At 54.4% G+C, this 18,277-nt stretch carries 21 protein-coding genes and 2 tRNA genes; 16 read left to right on the top strand and 7 right to left on the bottom strand.

Features of this window, described 5'->3' with window-relative positions; genetic code table 11:
• The first annotated feature begins 29 nt into the window (after window positions 1–29).
• The 4 genes from FAP39_RS09520 (at window position 30) to FAP39_RS09505 (ending at window position 2,417) form a co-directional block, all read left to right on the top strand.
• Window positions 30–506, top strand: coding sequence for an SspB family protein (locus FAP39_RS09520; RefSeq protein ID WP_138016162.1), 477 nt, complete (start codon window positions 30–32; stop codon window positions 504–506).
• Window positions 507–622: 116 nt separating this feature from the next.
• The gene (gene fumC / locus FAP39_RS09515; RefSeq protein WP_138016161.1) at window positions 623–2,014 is read left to right on the top strand and encodes a class II fumarate hydratase; all 1,392 of its coding nucleotides are present in this window, start codon (window positions 623–625) and stop codon (window positions 2,012–2,014) included.
• Window positions 2,014–2,190 carry a DUF4169 family protein gene (locus FAP39_RS09510; protein ID WP_138016160.1) on the top strand — a complete coding sequence of 59 codons (177 nt, stop codon included), beginning with the start codon at window positions 2,014–2,016 and terminating at the stop codon, window positions 2,188–2,190. The genes fumC and FAP39_RS09510 overlap by 1 nt, the downstream gene beginning before the upstream one ends.
• Window positions 2,187–2,417: a ribbon-helix-helix domain-containing protein gene (locus tag FAP39_RS09505; RefSeq protein WP_138016159.1), complete on the top strand. Its 231-nt coding sequence runs from the start codon at window positions 2,187–2,189 to the stop codon at window positions 2,415–2,417. The genes FAP39_RS09510 and FAP39_RS09505 overlap by 4 nt, the downstream gene beginning before the upstream one ends.
• A gap of 22 nt (window positions 2,418–2,439) precedes the next feature.
• On the opposite strand, the gene FAP39_RS09500 is transcribed toward FAP39_RS09505, so the two are convergent.
• Window positions 2,440–2,847, bottom strand: coding sequence for a SufE family protein (locus tag FAP39_RS09500; RefSeq protein ID WP_138016158.1), 408 nt, complete (start codon window positions 2,845–2,847; stop codon window positions 2,440–2,442).
• A gap of 126 nt (window positions 2,848–2,973) precedes the next feature.
• Between FAP39_RS09500 and FAP39_RS09495 the strand changes: the two genes are divergently transcribed.
• Window positions 2,974–3,465, top strand: a complete 492-nt coding sequence (locus tag FAP39_RS09495) for a hypothetical protein (RefSeq protein ID WP_138016157.1) — start codon at window positions 2,974–2,976, stop codon at window positions 3,463–3,465.
• 3 nt (window positions 3,466–3,468) lie between these two features.
• Here the strand turns inward: FAP39_RS09495 and rnd are convergent, their stop codons facing one another.
• The 3 genes from rnd to purM form a co-directional block, all read right to left on the bottom strand.
• Window positions 3,469–4,626, bottom strand: coding sequence for a ribonuclease D (gene rnd / locus FAP39_RS09490; protein ID WP_138016156.1), 1,158 nt, complete (start codon window positions 4,624–4,626; stop codon window positions 3,469–3,471).
• A 92-nt stretch (window positions 4,627–4,718) separates the two neighbouring features.
• Window positions 4,719–5,309, bottom strand: coding sequence for a phosphoribosylglycinamide formyltransferase (purN, locus tag FAP39_RS09485; protein WP_138016155.1), 591 nt, complete (start codon window positions 5,307–5,309; stop codon window positions 4,719–4,721).
• On the bottom strand, window positions 5,306–6,352 hold the full coding sequence (gene purM / locus FAP39_RS09480; RefSeq protein WP_138016154.1) for a phosphoribosylformylglycinamidine cyclo-ligase: 1,047 nt from the start codon (window positions 6,350–6,352) through the stop codon (window positions 5,306–5,308). The genes purN and purM overlap by 4 nt, the downstream gene beginning before the upstream one ends.
• A gap of 176 nt (window positions 6,353–6,528) precedes the next feature.
• On the opposite strand from purM, the gene FAP39_RS09475 reads away from it, so the two are divergent.
• A tRNA-Ile gene (locus FAP39_RS09475) sits at window positions 6,529–6,602 on the top strand.
• 77 nt (window positions 6,603–6,679) lie between these two features.
• Here the strand turns inward: FAP39_RS09475 and FAP39_RS09470 are convergent.
• Window positions 6,680–7,993: an ATP-binding protein gene (locus FAP39_RS09470; RefSeq protein WP_138016153.1), complete on the bottom strand. Its 1,314-nt coding sequence runs from the start codon at window positions 7,991–7,993 to the stop codon at window positions 6,680–6,682.
• A 40-nt stretch (window positions 7,994–8,033) separates the two neighbouring features.
• Here FAP39_RS09470 and FAP39_RS09465 point away from each other — a divergent pair, with 40 nt between their 5' ends.
• The 4 genes from FAP39_RS09465 to FAP39_RS09450 all read left to right on the top strand — a co-directional run bounded on the left by FAP39_RS09465 (window position 8,034) and on the right by FAP39_RS09450 (window position 10,619).
• Window positions 8,034–8,948, top strand: coding sequence for an MBL fold metallo-hydrolase (locus FAP39_RS09465; RefSeq protein ID WP_138016152.1), 915 nt, complete (start codon window positions 8,034–8,036; stop codon window positions 8,946–8,948).
• 79 nt (window positions 8,949–9,027) lie between these two features.
• Window positions 9,028–9,102, top strand: a tRNA-Asn gene (locus tag FAP39_RS09460).
• Between the two features lie 365 nt (window positions 9,103–9,467).
• On the top strand, window positions 9,468–9,983 hold the full coding sequence (locus FAP39_RS09455; RefSeq protein ID WP_138016226.1) for a sigma-70 family RNA polymerase sigma factor: 516 nt from the start codon (window positions 9,468–9,470) through the stop codon (window positions 9,981–9,983).
• The gene (locus FAP39_RS09450) at window positions 9,984–10,619 is read left to right on the top strand and encodes a ChrR family anti-sigma-E factor (protein WP_138016151.1); all 636 of its coding nucleotides are present in this window, start codon (window positions 9,984–9,986) and stop codon (window positions 10,617–10,619) included.
• 152 nt (window positions 10,620–10,771) lie between these two features.
• On the opposite strand, the gene FAP39_RS09445 is transcribed toward FAP39_RS09450, so the two are convergent.
• Together FAP39_RS09445 and FAP39_RS09440 are read right to left on the bottom strand one after the other, a co-directional pair.
• Complete coding sequence (locus FAP39_RS09445) at window positions 10,772–11,497, bottom strand: SDR family NAD(P)-dependent oxidoreductase (RefSeq protein ID WP_171006821.1); 726 nt, start codon at window positions 11,495–11,497, stop codon at window positions 10,772–10,774.
• A 45-nt stretch (window positions 11,498–11,542) separates the two neighbouring features.
• Window positions 11,543–12,328 carry a DUF1365 domain-containing protein gene (locus FAP39_RS09440; protein ID WP_138016224.1) on the bottom strand — a complete coding sequence of 262 codons (786 nt, stop codon included), beginning with the start codon at window positions 12,326–12,328 and terminating at the stop codon, window positions 11,543–11,545.
• 124 nt (window positions 12,329–12,452) lie between these two features.
• On the opposite strand from FAP39_RS09440, the gene FAP39_RS09435 reads away from it, so the two are divergent.
• The 6 genes from FAP39_RS09435 to FAP39_RS09410 are packed head-to-tail and all read left to right on the top strand — an operon-like array spanning window position 12,453 to window position 17,878.
• Window positions 12,453–13,784: an NAD(P)/FAD-dependent oxidoreductase gene (locus FAP39_RS09435; RefSeq protein WP_138016150.1), complete on the top strand. Its 1,332-nt coding sequence runs from the start codon at window positions 12,453–12,455 to the stop codon at window positions 13,782–13,784.
• Complete coding sequence (locus tag FAP39_RS09430; RefSeq protein ID WP_171006820.1) at window positions 13,735–14,892, top strand: SAM-dependent methyltransferase; 1,158 nt, start codon at window positions 13,735–13,737, stop codon at window positions 14,890–14,892. Before FAP39_RS09435 ends, FAP39_RS09430 begins: the two co-directional genes overlap by 50 nt.
• Window positions 14,885–15,379, top strand: coding sequence for a hypothetical protein (locus tag FAP39_RS09425; protein ID WP_138016148.1), 495 nt, complete (start codon window positions 14,885–14,887; stop codon window positions 15,377–15,379). The genes FAP39_RS09430 and FAP39_RS09425 overlap by 8 nt, the downstream gene beginning before the upstream one ends.
• Window positions 15,379–16,605 carry an MFS transporter gene (locus tag FAP39_RS09420; protein WP_138016147.1) on the top strand — a complete coding sequence of 409 codons (1,227 nt, stop codon included), beginning with the start codon at window positions 15,379–15,381 and terminating at the stop codon, window positions 16,603–16,605. The genes FAP39_RS09425 and FAP39_RS09420 overlap by 1 nt, the downstream gene beginning before the upstream one ends.
• Complete coding sequence (locus FAP39_RS09415) at window positions 16,602–17,171, top strand: DUF3833 family protein (protein WP_138016146.1); 570 nt, start codon at window positions 16,602–16,604, stop codon at window positions 17,169–17,171. Before FAP39_RS09420 ends, FAP39_RS09415 begins: the two co-directional genes overlap by 4 nt.
• The gene (locus FAP39_RS09410) at window positions 17,168–17,878 is read left to right on the top strand and encodes a hypothetical protein (RefSeq protein ID WP_171006819.1); all 711 of its coding nucleotides are present in this window, start codon (window positions 17,168–17,170) and stop codon (window positions 17,876–17,878) included. The genes FAP39_RS09415 and FAP39_RS09410 overlap by 4 nt, the downstream gene beginning before the upstream one ends.
• Window positions 17,879–18,277: the final 399 nt, after the last annotated feature.

The following is an 18,277-nucleotide window of genomic DNA, read 5'->3' as shown; positions in this document are numbered from 1 at the left end:
TAAAAATATGAATGACAAAGGGTGAAGGCATGTCCCGTACAATTGACTACGGCAACTTGATGCACCGCGCGATGCGCAGTTTGATCCAAGAAGTATTGAACGATGTAAAGGCAAATGGATTGCCTGGAGAACATCATTTTTTCATCACGTTTGACACCCATCACCCAGATGTAGATATCGCGGATTGGCTGGTTGACCGCTATCCGGGCGAGATGACTGTGGTCATGCAGCATTGGTTCGAAAACCTCGAGGTGACCGACAAAGGTTTTGCCGTCACTCTGAATTTCGGCGATGCACCAGAGCCGCTCTATATCCCATACGATGCGATCAAAACGTTCGTGGATCCCTCTGTCGAATTCGGATTGCGCTTTGAGACGCAGGATGACGACGATGAGGGCGGCGAACCGATTGAGATGACCGTTGATGCCGAGGCTGCGCTGGAGGTTCCCGAAGAGCCACGCAAGGACGCCGACGTCGTGAGTCTTGATAGCTTTCGCAAACCCTAATGGCCTGCGGTGGGCTGATTTGCCGCCGCCAGATCATTGTATTCCATTGTACACAGTATTGAAATTTTCATCAATTTCGATATGACCCGTCCTGACATTGTTACGGAGTCTGACCCATGACCAACACACGCACCGAAACCGACAGCTTTGGCCCTCTAGAGGTCCCAGCCGACAAATATTGGGGCGCTCAAACACAGCGTTCGATCATTAACTTTCCAATTGGGTGGGAAAAACAGCCAATTGCGATCGTGCGTGCGCTTGGCGTTATCAAAAAAGCCTGTGCCCAAGCAAACCTTGAACTTGGAAAGCTAGATGAAAAGCGTGGCAATGCGATCATCCAAGCCGCCGGAGAAGTCTATGAAGGCAAATTTGACGACAACTTTCCTTTAGTTGTCTGGCAGACCGGATCAGGCACGCAATCGAACATGAATTCAAACGAGGTCATTGCGAACCGCGCGATTGAAATTCTTGGTGGCGTGATTGGCTCCAAAGACCCGGTGCACCCCAATGACCATTGCAACATGGGTCAATCGTCAAACGATACATTCCCAACGGCAATGCACATCGCCACAGCGGAAACCGCACATAATGTGCTGCTGCCCGGCTTGGAAAAGCTGCACGCGGCTATGGCGAAAAAGGTCGAAGAATTTGAGGGTATCATCAAAATCGGCCGGACCCACACCCAAGACGCAACGCCGCTGACATTGTCGCAGGAATTCTCGGGCTATACCCATCAGATCGCCATGAGCATCCAACGTGTCAAAGACGCGCTTGGTCGAATTTATGAGCTGGCCCAAGGCGGCACAGCCGTTGGAACCGGCCTGAACACCCCTGTCGGCTGGGGCGAAAAAGTAGCGGGCAATATGGCAGATATCACTGGCCTGCCCTTCATCACAGCCCCAAACAAGTTTGAAGCCCTGGCAGCACATGATGCCATGGTTGAAATGTCGGGTGCCCTGAAAACTGTTGCCTCATCCCTGTTCAAGATCGCAAATGATATTCGTCTGTTGGGCTCTGGTCCACGCTGTGGTCTTGGGGAATTGATCCTGCCAGAAAACGAACCTGGATCATCGATCATGCCGGGAAAAGTGAACCCAACTCAATGCGAAGCCCTGACCCAAGTTTGTGCGCATGTCATGGGGAATGATGCGGCCGTCGGATTCGCCGGATCGCAAGGGCATTTTGAACTGAACGTGTACAAGCCAATGATGGCCTACAACGTGTTGCAATCCATGCAACTCATGGGGGACGCGGCAGTTGCTTTCACCGACAACCTTGTGGTTGGGCTTCAGGCGGATGCGGACCGCATTGAAAAGCTGATGCGTGAATCTCTGATGCTGGTGACCGCCTTGGCACCGGAAATCGGGTATGACAACGCCACCAAGGTGGCCAAAACCGCCCACAAGAACAAAACGACCCTCAAGGAAGAAGCCATCGCGCTTGGGTTTGTGGATGCGGAAACCTTTGACCGTGTCGTGCGCCCAGAAAATATGGTTGGCCCCAAGTAATGGTCGAGCCGGTCAATCTTAACCGGTTCAGAAAACAAAAAGCGCGGGCTGATGAAAAAGCCCGCGCAGACACCAACGCGGTCAAGTTCGGCCTGACCAAAGCGCAAAAGCAGCTGAACGAACAGACGCAGTCAAAAGCAAAAAAAGATTTAGACGGACACGAGACAGAGTCATGAGTGCGCGCCCAGTTAAACGCTCTTTGACACTTAAGGGGCACCGCACGAGCGTGTCTCTTGAAGACGATTTCTGGATCGCATTTCGCCACATAGCGAATGAAAGATCCATCCCAATCAACGTATTAGCAGCAGAAGTTGATGCAAATCGCGATCTGGAAACCGGACTGGCAACCGCCATTCGATTGTATGTTCTGAGATATTACATGGCCCTCAAGGACTCGTCTTGAGGAACCAAGGAGATCGGAAACCTCAGGCTTCGCTTGCCACCAGACGCACCCGCTCGATCATGGCACGCACTCCGTTTGAGCGCTGTGCTGACAGATGTTCATTCAGCCCCAGACGCTCGAGTTCAGCACGTGCATCAATCGCTGTGACGTCGTGAACAGGCACGCCGTTATACAGGCACCTTAGGACGGCAATCAGACCGCGCACAATCATGGCATCGCTATCACCATCAAACGAGAATAGGCCGGCTTCGATACGCGGATGCAGCCAAACTTGGGATGCACAGCCATCGACCTTGGTTGAAGGCACCTTCAGAGCATCATCCAGAGGATCCATCGCCTTGCCCAAATCAATCACGTGGCGATACCGGTCTTCCCAATCTTCAATGAACTCGAAATCTTCGACGATTTCTTCAAATGCCTCAGTGGCCATACCTGTGCCCTTTCCTTTTTTATTCACCTAGGCGGCGATGGCCCAAAGGTCCAGCCCTTGCCTTCAAGCTTTTCAACAGCGCGCCAATAGGCTAATTCAAGAGGAAAGATACAGAAGGTCAGATTGATGAAACACACGCTTGGGGTTCTGCTCGTCGTCACAATGGCACTTGGTGCATGCCAATCACGGTGGAATCCCGTGAACTGGTTTGGTGATAGCGAAGAAATTGCTGTGCCCGAGGGTGAAATCAACCCTCTTATCCCAGAGAAAAGTCAGTTGGTTACCCGCCCAGAGGCCGTCTATGGCGGGCTTCCTGTTTACAAAGTCACCGATGTAAAAATCGAAAAAACCGCTGGGGGTGCCATCATTCGCGTGGCTGGCGTCGCTGCGGTTCAGGGTGTGCACACGGTCAAGCTTCAGCCTCCGTCCGAGGGACAAAACACCAAAGGCGTGCTTGTCTATAACCTGCTTGCGATTCATCCGCGCCCTGCCCCGGGTGTTGGCACAGAACAATCGCGCGAAATTCACGTGGCGCACAGCCTGACTGAACAACAACTTGCGGGCATTAGCACCATCAAGATCGTGGCGGCCAACAATGCCCGCCAAGTCAGACGCTAATCGCTACAGATTGACGATTTTTACCGAGTTGCCCTTGGCGGCCAGCGCGATTTCACCATCGCAAAGCCGCAGGGCATCGGCCCCAAACACTTCTTGACGCCACCCAGTCAGGGCCGGAACGTCACGCTCTCCTGCGGCGATGGCATCAAGATCAGCCGCTGGCGCGATCAACTTTGGTGCCACGCCAGAGCTTTCTGTCTTGGCCTTGAGCAGAACACGCAGAAGATCCGCGAGCGCTGGATTGACCTGAAGCTTTTCGCGCGTGCGATCGGCTTTTGGCATGTCATCGGGTTTGCACGCAAGCCCAGTTGCCACAGCTGCCAGAATACCGTCAGCGATTTCCCCTTTGCGTGCCTCGCGCAACAACAAACGGGATCGGCCAAGATCCTGCATGGTCTTAGGCTTGGTTGATGCCAGTTCGACCAGCGCATCATCTTTGAACACACGATTGCGCGGCACGTTCCGGCTTTGGGCATATCCCTCGCGGAAACGGGCCAATTCGCGCACGATTGCCAAAAACTTGGGCGTCGTCGTCCGAATTTTCACACGTTTCCAGGCATCTTCAGGCTGGATCACATAGGTGCCCGGATGCGTCAGAATACGCAGCTCTTCCTGCACCCAATGCTCGCGATCAGTTTCATCAAGCTTGGCAGCAAGGAATTCGTACACTTTGCGCAAATGCGTGACATCTTCGATGGCATATTTTTGTTGGGCGTCGGTCAAAGGACGGCGTGACCAATCGGTAAAACGGCTTGTTTTATCAATGCCTTGCTTTGCGATCTTACGCACCAGCGTTTCATACCCGGCCTGTTCGCCAAATCCGCAGACCATTGCGGCCACTTGCGTATCAAACAACGGATCAGGAAACACGCCAGCTTCGACAAAGAAAATCTCAAGGTCTTGCCGTGCTGCGTGAAACACTTTGACCACCGATGTATCACGGAACAACTCGTACAGAGGTTCCAGCGATAGATCATCGACCAACGGATCGACCAAAACAGCGTCGTCGCCGTCATGATCAGGAACGGCCATCTGAATCAGGCAGAGTTTTGAATAATATGTACGCTCGCGCAGGAATTCAGTGTCGATCGTGACATAAGGTTTGGTGCGCGCCATTTCGCAAAACTGCGCGAGGTCCTCAGTCGTGGTAAGTGTTTTCATTCGTCGGGTTTCTTCATTCGTTTTTATGGTGCCCTTTCCACAGACTTACGGTGAATTTTGCGGAATTGCAAACAACCCAGGGCACAAGGGCTTCAGAGCATCACAGGCGTGGGGTCACCAGCCGCAAAACGGCGCAGCACTGCGGGGTAAAGCAGGTGTTCTTTGGTCAGTACACGCGCGGCAAGGGTTTCGGGCGTGTCGTCGCTTTGGACCGCGACTTTGGCTTGTCCCAAAATTGGCCCGTCATCAAGTGCAGGCGTCACCAGATGCACGGTACAGCCGTGTTCTGAATCCCCCGCCGCAAGCGCGCGTGCGTGGGTATGGAGCCCTTTGTATTTAGGCAACAGAGACGGGTGAATATTGAGCATACGCCCTTCCCACGGGGCAACGAACCCTTCGGTCAAGACGCGCATAAATCCGGCCAGACACAGGATGTCAGGATCGACTGTATCAAGCTTGGCCTGAAGGGCGGCTTCAAACGCCGCGCGATCCCCGTTGAACGGGCGATGATCCACCACAGCCGTTTCAATACCCAGATCAGCAGCCTTTTTCAGACCACCTGCATTGGCATCATTCGCCAGAACCAAAACGGCACGGGCAGGATGGTCGCCAACCATGTCTTCCAAAAGGCGGACCATATTTGACCCGCCTCCGGAAATAAAAATCGCGACGCGTTTGGTCACAGGAGACGTCCGGTATAACGTACACCAGCGCCCTTGGTAACAGAGCCAATGCGATACACAGATTCACCTTGGGTCTGCAAAAGCGTTTCCAGTGCGTCGACTTCGTCTGGGGACACTGACAAGATCATGCCAAGTCCACAGTTGAATGTCTTGAGCATCTCTGCCTGATCCATTCCGCCGGTTTGGGCCAACCATTGGAACACTGGCAGCAATGGCCACGCATCCAGATCGATATCAGCCCCAAGATCGTCGGGCAGAACCCGCGGCAAGTTTTCTGTCAGGCCACCACCGGTGATATGAGCCAGCGCGTGCACGCCCCCTGCCCGCACAGCGGCCAAGGCTTGTTTGACATACAGACGCGTCGGCGCAAGCAGCGCAGCCCCCAAGGTGTCGTCCCCCCAAGGACATGCATCGTCCCACTTAAGGCCGGACACCTCGACCAGCTTGCGCACAAGGCTGTATCCGTTCGAATGCACACCATTCGATGCAAGCCCCAAAAGAATGTCACCTTCGGCGACGCCAGCGGGCAAATCTGCCCCGCGTTCCATGGCACCCACAGCAAATCCGGCCAAATCGAAATCGCCAGCTTCGTACATGCCGGGCATTTCAGCCGTTTCACCACCAATCAACGCACAGCCAGATTGATAACACCCTGCGGCAATGCCCTCGATGATGCGTGCGGCCTGCTCTGTCTCGAGTTTGCCAGTTGCGAAGTAGTCGAGGAAAAACAGCGGTTCAGCGCCTTGGCAGACAAGGTCATTCACACACATCGCCACAAGATCAATGCCCACGCCATCGACGTTGCCTGTATCAATCGCAATCCGAAGCTTGGTTCCCACGCCATCTGTCGCGGCCACAAGGATCGGATCGACATAGCCAGCATCTTTCAGATCAAACAAGGCCCCAAACCCGCCAAGGCCAGCCATCACACCTGATCGTGCTGTGCGCTTTGCCGCTGGTTTAATTCTGTCTACCAGTGCATTGCCTGCATCAATGTCTACGCCCGCATCTGCATAGGTAATGCCGTTTTTGCCGTCGCTCATAACCGTCTCCATCAAGCTTTGCGCAGGCACTAGCCCAAACCGGCTCAGGAGGCAACGGTCTGCCGTGACGCGGGCTTGGATTGTGGCACCGGATAATTTTGCGATGCACAGGATAAATTTGATGTCGGACGGTACTTGGCGTCGCTGAAAACTTGATGTAGGGATCGGGTATTCCTGGGGGATTAGCTCAATTGGTTAGAGCAGAGCGCTCATAACGCTTTGGCTGGGGGTTCAAGTCCCTCATCCCCTAGGAATTACACAACTCTTTGAAAACATTTCACGTATCACAGCGGTAGATCGCGCTCTTCCAAGGCGCATGCGCGCAGCTTAACACGCAATGACGATATCCGCGCACAGTCCGCCCAAGTCCTCGCTTTCCCCCAATCGCAAGACTCCGCCATGGGCGCGCGCAACATCCGCCGCAATGGATAACCCCAACCCGACGCCTGTCCCTTTGTTTTGGTTGCGTGCCGGATCCAAACGCACAAACGGCTTGAGCGCCTCATCACGGACATCCGCCTGAATGCCCGGTCCATCATCCTCGATCCGAATACGAAGGGATTTGTCCGTGCGCCGCACAGAAACGCGCGCTTTGGTGCCGTATCGCACCGCATTTCCAATCAGGTTTTCTAGGGCCCGCCGCATCCCAACCAAATGCAAGGCCACCTCGTCGTTGCCATCTTGCGGCGCAAGGGTCACATCTTTGCCGCCGCGCGCACTGTCTTGCACGATCTGTGCCACAAAATCATAGGGTTGAACCTTTTCCGGTTCCCCCTCGGCGGCCCCTTTGGCAAAGCTCAGAAACTCATCAAGCAAGCGCTGCATATCTTCGACGTCGCGTTCAAGCGGCGCGCTGTCTTCACTATCCAGCAAAGATAAACCCAGTTTGAGCCGCGTCAACGGCGTGCGCAAATCATGGCTTACCCCAGAAAGCATCATCGTTCGCTGTTCGATCTGGCGCTCAATACGGGCCCGCATGTCCAAAAAGGCGCTTCCGGCTGCACGCACCTCGATGGCACCCCCAGGGGAATACGGCACATGTCGTCCCCGACCAAAGGCCTCGGCTGCCGCCGCAAGACGTGTGATGGGCCGAAGTTGATTTCTCAGATAGAAATAGGCAATCAGCGTCATCAATCCGCCGAAAAACACCATACTGACCAGCAATTGGTGCGGGTTTGATGCTGACAGGCGATACCGATCCAATTCCAGAGCGACCGGACCACGCGTCGTGTCGATATGAACTGTGACCTGACGGCTGTCGGGTAAGTCTACCGAGACAACCTGTGGCACAAAGGTCTTAAGTGTGCGCGACACCACGAAACCGGAAAAATCATACCAGCGAATCTGATCGTCGGGCATCGCGGCATCGGGGAAAGACAATGTATATCCCAACCGGTCCAACAGGTCTCCTTGTGACAGCCCCAGAGTTTCAGGACCAATTTGATCTTCGTAGATGTCGATCAACAACACCATTTCACGAGAAACCGTTTGGGTCATTTGCTCGGTCACGCCCTCAAAATGCCTTTGGATAAAGGCGACGGACACCACAAGCTGAAGCGTGATGACAGGAAGAATAAGGATAAGGGCTGCGCGACCATACAGGCTGCGCGGCATATACCATTTGAGCCATTGAAAGAACATGGGCTAAACAATGCCTTGAGAGTTAGCGGAAGGAAAGCCCATGGACCCCGAAATCCTGCAATTTGACCCCGTCATCGGAGTCCCGGAACAGCTCGAGCCCGGCTTGCGCAGGCTTGTGGCTCCGAATCCGTCACCGATGACCTTTCGCGGCACCAACACGTATCTGTTGGGCACAGGTGGGCTCGCGGTTATCGATCCCGGTCCAGACGATGACGCACATCTCGCGGCGATTCTGGCTGCCGTGGCACCGGATCAATCCATCACCCATATTTTGGTCACCCATGCCCATTTGGACCATTCGCCCCTTGCCGCGCGTTTGTCGCAACAGACTGGGGCCAAGATTTGGGCATTTGGCGATGCCTTTGCCGGACGCAGCGACATCATGATCGAATTGGCCGCGAAAGGGCTTGCGGGCGGCGGAGAAGGAATCGACAGCAGCTTTGTGCCTGATGTCTGTCTTGAGGACCGCCAAGTGATTCATGGCGACGGTTGGGACCTGACAACCATTCGCACACCCGGCCATTTTGGGAACCACATTGCGTTTGGTTGGGGTGATGTGTGCTTTACCGGAGATCACGTCATGGGGTGGGCCAGTTCACTGGTATCGCCCCCCGATGGGGATTTGACAGACTTTATGTCATCATGTGAACGCTTGCGCCAAAAAACATGGCGGGTCTTTCACGCCGGGCACGGCGCGCCGATTACGGCCCCCGCCGAACGGCTTGATTGGCTGGTGCAGCATCGTCTGGGCCGCGAGCGTGAAATTCTTGACACATTAAACAAGGGGCCAGCACGCGCCTATGATATCGCTCGACAAATATACACAGAAACGCCAACGGCCCTCATGGGTGCCGCAACACGGAACGTCTTTGCGCATCTGATTGATTTATTGGGGAAAAACAAAGTGCGCCCTCAAAACGAGCTGGAATCCGAAGCAATTTTCGAGCGCATCTGAAAAAAATGCGAAAAACTAAAAAAATGTGACAAAAGCCTCTGGACGTCCCAAAAAACCACCGCTATATCCTGCCACATATTCCGGCGTAGCTCAGCGGTAGAGCAGTTGACTGTTAATCAATTGGTCGTAGGTTCGATCCCTACCGCCGGAGCCAATCACACCGCAAGGTATTGATTGAAAATAAAAATCCCGCTCCGAGAAATCGGGCGGGATTTTTCTGTTGCCCAAAGCCAATACAGCAGTCGCGGTCTTCACCTGGCAGGCGCCACTATTTGGCTCTGCGTATTGCCATATCAGAACGTGATTACGACCTTTGTAACTCCGAAAACTGATTCACTACCGTCTTGGAAAAAAACAATTGGCTTGGGTGATCCAAATTTTAAAACGGATCGTACACAATGTATGATGATAGAAACGCTGGAACGCTCCCAAGAAACGACCCGCCCGGTTAAGTGCTCGAGCGAGTGGACGCCGTGTGTGAAGAACCGCTTGCCTGAGCTTTCAGAACAAACAGTCTGGATGATCGCGGTACGCGACCGGCAGGATCGCAAAGCGTTTGCCAAGTTGGTTGACTATTTTGCACCTCGGCTCAAAGGATTCATCATGCGTAGTGGCACCTCTACGGCACATGCCGAAGAGATCGTACAAGACGTGTTGCTGACGGCTTGGCGCAAGGCCTCACTGTTTGATCCGCATCGGGCGCAGGTTTCCGCTTGGATATATCAGATCGCCCGCAACAGGCAGATAGATGTCGTCCGAAAGGAGTCGCGCCCCGTGCCCGAAATTCTGATCGAGGTTTCCCCCACAGAGCCGGATGCACCTCAGATATTGGCGATGGACCAAGAAACGGAACAATTGAAACACGCTTTGGCGCGTCTCAATGAAAACCAGCGCGAGATTATAGAAAAAGCATACCTTGGCGAGCTGACCCACCAAGAGATCAGCAGCCAGATCGGCCAGCCACTTGGAACCATCAAATCACGTATCCGGCTGGGGCTGGAACGTTTGAGACACGAGTTGAAGGGACTGCGCTAGATGACGGCAATCACCCACCATATTCCGGATGCCATGCTAGCAGCTTATGCTGCGGGAACTCTTGCACATCCGTTCGCGATGGTTGTGGCCAGCCATGTGTCTCTCTGTGCGGAATGTCGCGGCGCATTAGCCGCCCATGAAGCTGTGGGCGGCATTCTGCTGGACCGCATCGAAACCAAGACCGTCTCAGATCGTTTAAAATCGAATGTGTTGGACATGCTGGATGATCCCTTCACACCAGCACCTGTGTATAAACGGTTTGGTGCGTATCCTGCGCCCGTCATGGAGGCGTTGAAGGGCACGCCACCACGCTGGAAGTCTGTTGGTATGGGCGTGCGCCAGTGTGTTTTATCATCTGGGGATGAGGGCAGCATTCGCTTGCTGTCGATCCCACCGGGACAGGCCATGCCTGATCATGGTCATGGTGGATTGGAGCTCACTTTGGTGCTTCAGGGAAGTTTCAAAGATGAAACAGGCCGTTTCGGCGTCGGCGATATCGAGATCGGCGACGAACATCTGGAACATACACCCGTTGCGAGTGCGGGTGCACCTTGCATATGTCTGGCGGCAACCGACGCACCATTGCGTTTTAACGCGCTTTTACCACGCCTGTTACAGCCGTTTTTCCGAATCTGAAAACCGGCATCCTCACTCGGCATATGCTGAACAGGCGGACGCCTATATTTGACATTTTTTCAGTTATTTAAGTGACATTCTTCATGTAGATATCCGCGTTTGACCAAGGTGATTACTCTCATGGGGATGGCGATCCACATCTGCTCAAAGCGCTAACTGCCGCGATACAGCAGCCAGTCGGGGATGAGCCCAACAATTCTGATACCCCATGAAAACGGTGCGGGAAAATCGGTGCGAAACCTGCGTGACCGCATCGCCTTGAACACACGGTGGGCAGCTGTTTCAGGCGACATCAGCATCGGCATCTTGAAATCGTTCTTTTCGGTCAGACGCGTTTTGATAAAGCCCGGATTGACGATGCGCACCACAACGCCGCTCTCTCTGAGGTCAAACCGCATGGTTTCTGCAAGACTGAGCAGCGCGGCCTTGCTGGCCCCATATCCGACTGCAGCTGGCAGGCCGTGGTATCCTGCTAGAGATCCAACCAGCGTAATATCACCATAGCCCTGCTGGACGAACCTTGGCACGATCTCTCCCAAAACGCGCATCGCCCCAACAAAGTTCACGTCCACCATTTGGAGGGCCGCATCGCTGTCCCACTCTTGGGCCGGCATTGGATCATATGCCCCCGCATTATAAATCACACCGTCAATGTGGCCCAGTTGACGTGCCGCATCGCGCACTGCCTCCAAATCGGTCACATCCAAAGGGACAGCCTGCGCGTTTCTTAGTTCAGAACACAGGCTGGTCAACCGATCCCGATTTCGCGCGGACAAGATCAGGCGGGCACCAGCGTCGTTCAACTCGTGGGCCAATGCGCGCCCCATGCCCTCGCTTGCGCCCACCAACCAGTAGGTTTTGCCCGTCATGTCAATCATTGGATATGTCACCTGCGGATATGCTGNTAGGTTTTGCCCGTCATGTCAATCATTGGATATGTCACCTGCGGATATGCTGTTGGGTATACTGTCTGAAATCAACATTTCTGGCGGCGACGGCTTTTTACGAAACGGCGCACGTTTGAGATACAATTTCAGGGCCTGCCAATAGATCAGCGTCACGACGCGCGCAGCCCCAAATGGGCGTCGAATGGCGGCCCAAATCAGGGATCTGTTGGTCGCCGTCTGTCGCCGCCCCGTCAGCGTCGCCAACACACCTTGATCACCGTTTTCATACGATATCCGAATGTTGACGGCCTCTTGGGTCACATCAAAAACAAACCGGTATTCGCCATCAACCGTTTGAAACGGCGATACATGCATCAGTTTCTCTGCCGTGATCTGCGCCGATTGGGTCATCGGTGCGAACTCCGGAAGCGCACAGAAATAGCAGTGGCGGTGGCCAAAAGTGTTATTCACCTCAGCCACAATCGCACACGGCAACCCATCGCGCGTAGCGATCCAGAAACTCACCGGATTAAAATGCAAACCAAGAAAACTCGGCTGCGTCAGCAGCAAGAGGTCTGCCCCATCGGTAGCAAAGCCACGTTCGCTGAGAACGTTAGCAAACCATTCAAGGCCGTGCCCTGCCCCGCGCGGCCCGCCATGTTTGTGATCCCAGATGGACCATAAATTCCATCGGTTGCGCGACATCAGACGCGGCCCATCATCTCGCAGATCGGTCAGGACATAGTCCACCCCATACCGAAAGGAGTTCTTAAGGCTGCCGCGTCGGGCGTGAAAGGTTTGGGCTTGGATGTGTTGCATCATCATAGAGGTATTACGTGCGGACCACGGGGTCGGATCACCCAACGCTCGACATTTTTCAATCTTTTTCTGATCCAGACGAAACCGACACGCGTATTCGCTTCATAACACAGAATATGAGGATAGCATGTTGGATCAGACCCAAGGCCCGCGAAAGAAGATCGCCATCGTCGGGGGCGGCATTTCCGGCCTGTCGGCTGCTTATTATCTATCTGCGTATCAAGACGTCACCCTATTTGAGTCAGCTCACCGGCTGGGTGGGCACGCGCGAACCGTCATTGCGGGAAAAAACGGCGATCAACCGGTGGATACCGGATTTATCGTTTTCAACTATGTGACTTACCCGTATCTGACACGGCTCTTTCGCGATCTCGATGTGCCCGTCATCAAGGCCGAGATGAGTTTTGGCGCGAGCATCGATGAGGGTCGCCTTGAATATGGGTTGAATTCTCTTAAGGCGATTGTGGCCCAGAAACGCAATCTGTTGCGGCCGCAATATTACAAAATGATTGCCGATATCGTGCGGTTCGGCAAAAGGGCCGAAGCCGCAGCAACAGATGACGACAAAACGATTGGCGAATTGGTCGATGAACTGGGCCTTGGGGATTGGTTTCGCACCAACTACCTGATGCCGATGTGTGGCGCGATATGGTCCACCCCAGTTTCAGATGTCGACGGTTTTCCGGCCAAATCGTTGGTCCAGTTTTTCCGCAATCACGCGCTTTTGGCAGGCAGCGGGCAACATCAATGGTGGACCGTCAAAGGCGGCAGCATTGAATACGTGCGACGCCTCGAGACGGCCTTGATCGCGCGGGGTTGCACGCTGCGCACCGGCGCACAGGTGACGGGCGTCACCCGATCCGCATCGGACGTGACCGTTCATGTCGCCGGTCACGAAGCACAGCGTTTCGACGACGTGATCTTTGCCTGCCATTCGGATCAGGCACTTGGCATTCTGGGCAGTGACGCGACAGACGCCGAACAAAGCGCCCTTGGCGCCATCCGATATCAACCCAACCGCGCAGTTTTACATTGTGACGAAAGCCAGATGCCCAAACGCAAGGCCTGCTGGTCAAGCTGGGCCTACAGATCGCAGGATGGTGATATCGGCGTGACCTATTGGATGAACAAACTGCAAAGCATCCCCGAAGAGGACCCGCTGTTTGTGACGCTCAATCCGTCACGCCCGATCCCCAGTGACAAGATTTATGACGAAGTGTCATTTGCCCACCCGGTGTTTGATAAAGCCGCGCTTGATGCGCAAAAACGCATCCGTGCGATGCAAGGTCAGCATCATACATGGTTTGCCGGAGCATGGAACAGGCACGGTTTTCACGAAGACGGCATAGCCAGCGCCATGCGCATCACCCGCATGATCAACGACCCTGCTCACAAAAAAGGAACATATTTTGCGACTGACAAACAAAGCTCTGAAGACCGAATTTCTGTCGACCTGTGAACGTCTTCGCGAAGGCCAATTGACCCTGCGCACGCCCGAGGGTGAGCAGTATAATTTTGGCAGTTCCGGCCCTCAAGCCGAGATGGTGATCCATGATTGGGCCGCCGTGTCTGCAATGGCTGCTCATGGTCAGGTGGGGCTCGGAGAAACATATGTCCAGGGGATGTGGGACACCCCATCGGTCGAAGGATTGATGTCTCTGGCCATGAAAAACCGCGACCACCTTGGCGCCTATGATCAAGCCAGCAAGTTTAACAAAGCCAAGTTTCGAATGTTCGATACCGTGTTGCGGGCGAATTCACGACGCGGGTCCCGCAAAAACATCCGTGCGCATTATGATGTCGGCAACGAATTTTATGGGCTTTGGCTGGACGAAGGCATGACCTATTCTTCAGGCCTGTTTGATGGAAGCGACGAGGATCTGGCCCAAGCCCAGACGCGCAAGAATGCCCGTGCGCTGTCACGATTGGGCAGCGGAGAGCGTGTGCTTGAAATCGGCTGTGGTTGGGGTGGTTTCGCAGACCACGCCACGTCTGAAGGGCGTGACGTCACCGGTGTGACGATTTCGCGGTCCCAACACAGCTATGCCGAATGCCGTCTGGATGGGCGCGCAGATATTCAGTTGCGCGACTATCGTGATCTGGACGGCCAGTATGACAATATTGTTTCTATCGAGATGATCGAAGCCGTCGGCGAGCGCTACTGGCCCAGCTATTTTGACACGCTCAAACGCAATCTATCCAGCGGCGGACGTGTGTTGTTACAGGCCATCACCGTCAAAGACAGTTTCTTTGAGCGTTACAAGACATCCTCCGACTATATCCGCCAATATGTATTCCCTGGTGGGATGTTGCTTTCGGATCAGATCATTGCAGATCAAGCAAAATTGGCCGGCCTAAAAGTACAGGACAGCTTTGCGTTTGGGCAAGATTACGCGAAAACCTGTCGGATTTGGGCCGAGCGCCTGACAGCCCAAAAACGTAAAATCAACGAGCTGGGCCATGGCGAAGCCTTTTTTCGCAATTGGCAGTATTACCTTGAAATTTGCGCGGCATCTTTCGCGATTGGCCACACCAATGTCGTTCAGGTCGAGCTGGCCCATGCGTAACATCACATTTGTTCTTGCGCTGTGCCTCAGCCCGTTCGCCGCAACCGCCTCTTCGGTCGAGTCAGTCCTTCCTGACGCTCAAACGCGTGGCGAAGCGACGTTTCGATTTCTTGGCCAGCCGATTTATGAAGCGCGATTATTGACCAAAGGTGGCGCGGCGTTTGACTGGAATACGGATTTCGGGCTTGAACTGACCTATTTACGCGCCCTCACGCAATTTGATTTGGTCGAAGGAACGATGCGCGAGATGAACCGCATTGGCGCGCCCTTACCCTCAGAAAGCCAGCTCACAGCTTGCTTTGATGATGTCACCCGCGGCGATACTTATCTGGCTGTCTCAGATGGTCCGAGCAAAATCCATTTCTATCGGAATGGCCAGCGCGCCTGTACTTTGGCGGGGCCGCGGATCACACGAAATTTCATGTCGATCTTTTTGGGTGACAATGCGCGCTCTGCCCGCTTTGCGCGGCGATTGCAGGGGGTGTGATGATCTATCCACGCGTCAGCCTCTATGCGTTGATGCTGGCCGCTGCTGGTATCCCGCTTTACATCCATTTGCCGCGATTTGCGTCCGTAAACCTTGGGATCGGATTGGGGACAATTGGCACAATTTTGCTGGCCATTCGGATGGTTGATCTGGTGCAGGATCCTCTCATCGGATGGGCCATCGATCGCTGGCCGCGTGCGCAAGGCCTGTTTGCAATGTCAGCCGCGGGCGGGCTCGCCATTGGGTTTCCACTGTTGTTCATGCTGCGATCCGGCCCGCACATAATTGCAGAACTGACCGTAATTCTGGTTCTGCTGTTTTCTGCGTACAGTCTTGGGATGATATTGCTGTATGGACGCAGCGCCACATTGGCACGACGACCCGACGCGCGCGAATTGATGACACTCGCAGCGTTCCGAGAAGGTGGCATGCTGGCCGGAGTAGTGATCGCAGCGATAGTCCCTGCCGTGCTTGTCGGTTTGGGTGCGCCCAACCAAGGCTATCCGATGTTTGGTCTAGTTCTGGGCGCTTTGGCCATTTTCACCGCAGTCATCACGCGCCCGATGTGGCGCAAGCCGCCCATCGCAAGTGACGCACTGTCTTCAAAGGGGCTTGCCAGAGCCGGCGCATTCAGGTTGTTACTTTTGGCGCTGGTGAACAGCCTGCCGGTCGCATTGACCTCGACTCTGTTTTTGTTTTTCGTCGAAGACCATCTACAGCTTACGGGCAAAGCGGGCCTACTGCTTGTTCTGTTCTTTCTTTGTGCGGGGGCGAGCATTCCTCTCTGGGTGTGGACAAGCCGACGCATTGGGGCCAAACGTACCCTTCTGTGTGCCATGCCGCTTTCTATACTGGGCTTTGTGGGCGCTGGTTTTCTGGCTTCGGGAAACTTTGTAGGGTTCGCAGCCATCTGCGTCGCATCCGGGGCCGCATTGGGCGCCGATATGGTGGTGCTTCCTGCCATGTTCTCGGTCGCCTTGACCAAAGCCGGACTAAACGCCTCGACCGCGTTTGGCATGTGGTCATTTGCTGGCAAGCTGGGGTTAGCGATTGCCGCCTTCACGGCGCTACCACTGCTCGACCGCGCAGGTTTCGTGCCCGGTCAGCCCAATAGTCCCGAGGCCCTGGCAACGCTTGTTTTGGCGTATGCCGTCCTCCCATGTTTCCTCAAACTTATTGCCTTGGGCCTTGTCCTGACGCTTCCCACACAGGAATGTTCCAGATGAAAATCCTCTCCGTTTTGCTGATCCTCATACTTGTCGCGATCTTCATAAAGTCGATATTTTTTAGCTTTCGCGCCCAATCCGCCCACGACTATGCCGAGACTGGCCCGCTTTTTGTCCTCCAAGAGCACCTCTCGGGCTCCATCCTGTCCGAAGGCGTGATCTATGGCCCAACTGGCAAAGTCACAAATAGCTTTGTCGCCCAGATGACCGGCGCATGGGATGGAAATACGGGTACGCTGACCGAAAAGTTTCGCTATTCCAATGGTGTGGAACAAAATCGTAAATGGTTCCTGACCGCCGGACCAAACAGCACCTTTACCGCAACGGCGGACGATATCGTCGGCGTTGCGCGGGGGGTGATCTCTGGATCAACCGCGAGTCTGAGCTATAAAATTACCCTGCCAAAGGATGCGGGCGGATATACACTGAATGCCACCGATTGGATGTATCTGACCGAAAACGGCGTGATCATGAACAAATCAGAAATGCGAATGTTCGGCATTAAAGTCGCAGAGCTTGTCGCCACCATGCGGCCGGATACAGTTGGCGGGGATCAGGAAAAATGATGGCCCGTTTCCCATATCTTGCGTCAGCGGTTGCGGTGACGGCTCTCCTTTTCGCTGTGAGCCCCCTGCTCACACGTGATTTTGCAGGGTTCAAGCCCGAGCAATTTCCCGTCGTTGTCGATTTCTGGCCAGCCCAGCCCGTAGGTTGGACGTTCGGCATCTGGGGAGTGATTTACGTTTGGCTCGTTTCTAGTTCCGTCTGGGGCGCGATCAAACATCCGCATGATCCAGATTGGGACGCCATGCGCCGCCCGCTTTTGATCAGTCTGGGAATTGGCATGTTTTGGATCGCTGCTGCCAACCTGTCGCCAATCCTGGCCACAGGTATGATTTTCGTGATGGCGGCCTATGCAATTGTTGCGATGCTGCGCGCCGGAGCGCCCTCGCCAATGTGGCAGGTCAATCCGGTTGCGCTTTATGCGGGGTGGCTTACCGCAGCCACGGGTGTTGGGACAAGTGTCATCCTATCCGGGTATGGAATTTTGCAACCACAGCCTGCGGCACTGGCAATGCTCGTTGGCGTGCTGGCGGTCACACTCTTCGTTCAATCGCTCAAACCAACCGCAACGGCCTATCCGATCGCAGTCATATGGGCTCTGGTTGGTGTGATCATAGCCAATATTTCGTCCCAAGGTTGGTACGTTATCGCCCTTTGTGCGATTGGCATTGCCACAATTGGGCTCCGAACCATTTTGTCTCGGCGCTAGGTAAACAGGAACCTCGCCTCGATTTTGGTTCATGCTGGCATGGGTTTCATCCGACATCGGCACGTTGTCCAATTTTTCCGCCAGACACTGGATTCAGGCTTGCACCGTCCTGTCCCCCTGATCCGCCACGAAAGTCAGTAAGCGATCCGTCCGCAACGACGTATGCTGCAAAGTCCGGCGAAATCAATGTTGTTGCCGCTATGCGCAAATCCCGATGCGGTCGTTGCGAAAATCAATGCGCGGTGCGTGAAAAATCTGCACAGAGAGGACGGCGCAGTCTGCATGCACGCATCTTAGATGGCTTTTCCGCGATATACAGCCTGACCCGATGCGCATTTCGCTCATTGGCAAAAACAGGCTTTGGAACAACTACATGCACGTGCCAGGTATCGAGGAAAA

It is taken from the genome of Shimia litoralis, from assembly GCF_005518135.1.
Classification (GTDB): Bacteria; Pseudomonadota; Alphaproteobacteria; order Rhodobacterales; family Rhodobacteraceae; genus Shimia_E; species Shimia_E litoralis.
The sequence above is the reverse complement of the archived record's forward strand: the minus strand, read 5'-3'. Positions and strand labels throughout refer to the sequence as shown.

Excerpts from the sequence above, each read along its gene's own strand:
- FAP39_RS09520 (WP_138016162.1), top strand. The coding sequence starts at position 30 with ATGTCCCGTACAATTGACTACGGCAACTTGATGCACCGCGCGATGCGC.
- fumC (WP_138016161.1), top strand. The coding sequence starts at position 623 with ATGACCAACACACGCACCGAAACCGACAGCTTTGGCCCTCTAGAGGTC.
- FAP39_RS09510 (WP_138016160.1), top strand. The coding sequence starts at position 2,014 with ATGGTCGAGCCGGTCAATCTTAACCGGTTCAGAAAACAAAAAGCGCGG.
- FAP39_RS09505 (WP_138016159.1), top strand. The coding sequence starts at position 2,187 with ATGAGTGCGCGCCCAGTTAAACGCTCTTTGACACTTAAGGGGCACCGC.
- FAP39_RS09500 (WP_138016158.1), bottom strand. The coding sequence starts at position 2,847 with ATGGCCACTGAGGCATTTGAAGAAATCGTCGAAGATTTCGAGTTCATT.
- FAP39_RS09495 (WP_138016157.1), top strand. The coding sequence starts at position 2,974 with ATGAAACACACGCTTGGGGTTCTGCTCGTCGTCACAATGGCACTTGGT.
- rnd (WP_138016156.1), bottom strand. The coding sequence starts at position 4,626 with ATGAAAACACTTACCACGACTGAGGACCTCGCGCAGTTTTGCGAAATG.
- purM (WP_138016154.1), bottom strand. The coding sequence starts at position 6,352 with ATGAGCGACGGCAAAAACGGCATTACCTATGCAGATGCGGGCGTAGAC.
- FAP39_RS09470 (WP_138016153.1), bottom strand. The coding sequence starts at position 7,993 with ATGTTCTTTCAATGGCTCAAATGGTATATGCCGCGCAGCCTGTATGGT.
- FAP39_RS09465 (WP_138016152.1), top strand. The coding sequence starts at position 8,034 with ATGGACCCCGAAATCCTGCAATTTGACCCCGTCATCGGAGTCCCGGAA.
- FAP39_RS09455 (WP_138016226.1), top strand. The coding sequence starts at position 9,468 with ATGATCGCGGTACGCGACCGGCAGGATCGCAAAGCGTTTGCCAAGTTG.
- FAP39_RS09450 (WP_138016151.1), top strand. The coding sequence starts at position 9,984 with ATGACGGCAATCACCCACCATATTCCGGATGCCATGCTAGCAGCTTAT.
- FAP39_RS09445 (WP_171006821.1), bottom strand. The coding sequence starts at position 11,497 with ATGATTGACATGACGGGCAAAACCTACTGGTTGGTGGGCGCAAGCGAG.
- FAP39_RS09440 (WP_138016224.1), bottom strand. The coding sequence starts at position 12,328 with ATGATGCAACACATCCAAGCCCAAACCTTTCACGCCCGACGCGGCAGC.
- FAP39_RS09435 (WP_138016150.1), top strand. The coding sequence starts at position 12,453 with ATGTTGGATCAGACCCAAGGCCCGCGAAAGAAGATCGCCATCGTCGGG.
- FAP39_RS09425 (WP_138016148.1), top strand. The coding sequence starts at position 14,885 with ATGCGTAACATCACATTTGTTCTTGCGCTGTGCCTCAGCCCGTTCGCC.
- FAP39_RS09420 (WP_138016147.1), top strand. The coding sequence starts at position 15,379 with ATGATCTATCCACGCGTCAGCCTCTATGCGTTGATGCTGGCCGCTGCT.
- FAP39_RS09415 (WP_138016146.1), top strand. The coding sequence starts at position 16,602 with ATGAAAATCCTCTCCGTTTTGCTGATCCTCATACTTGTCGCGATCTTC.
- FAP39_RS09410 (WP_171006819.1), top strand. The coding sequence starts at position 17,168 with ATGATGGCCCGTTTCCCATATCTTGCGTCAGCGGTTGCGGTGACGGCT.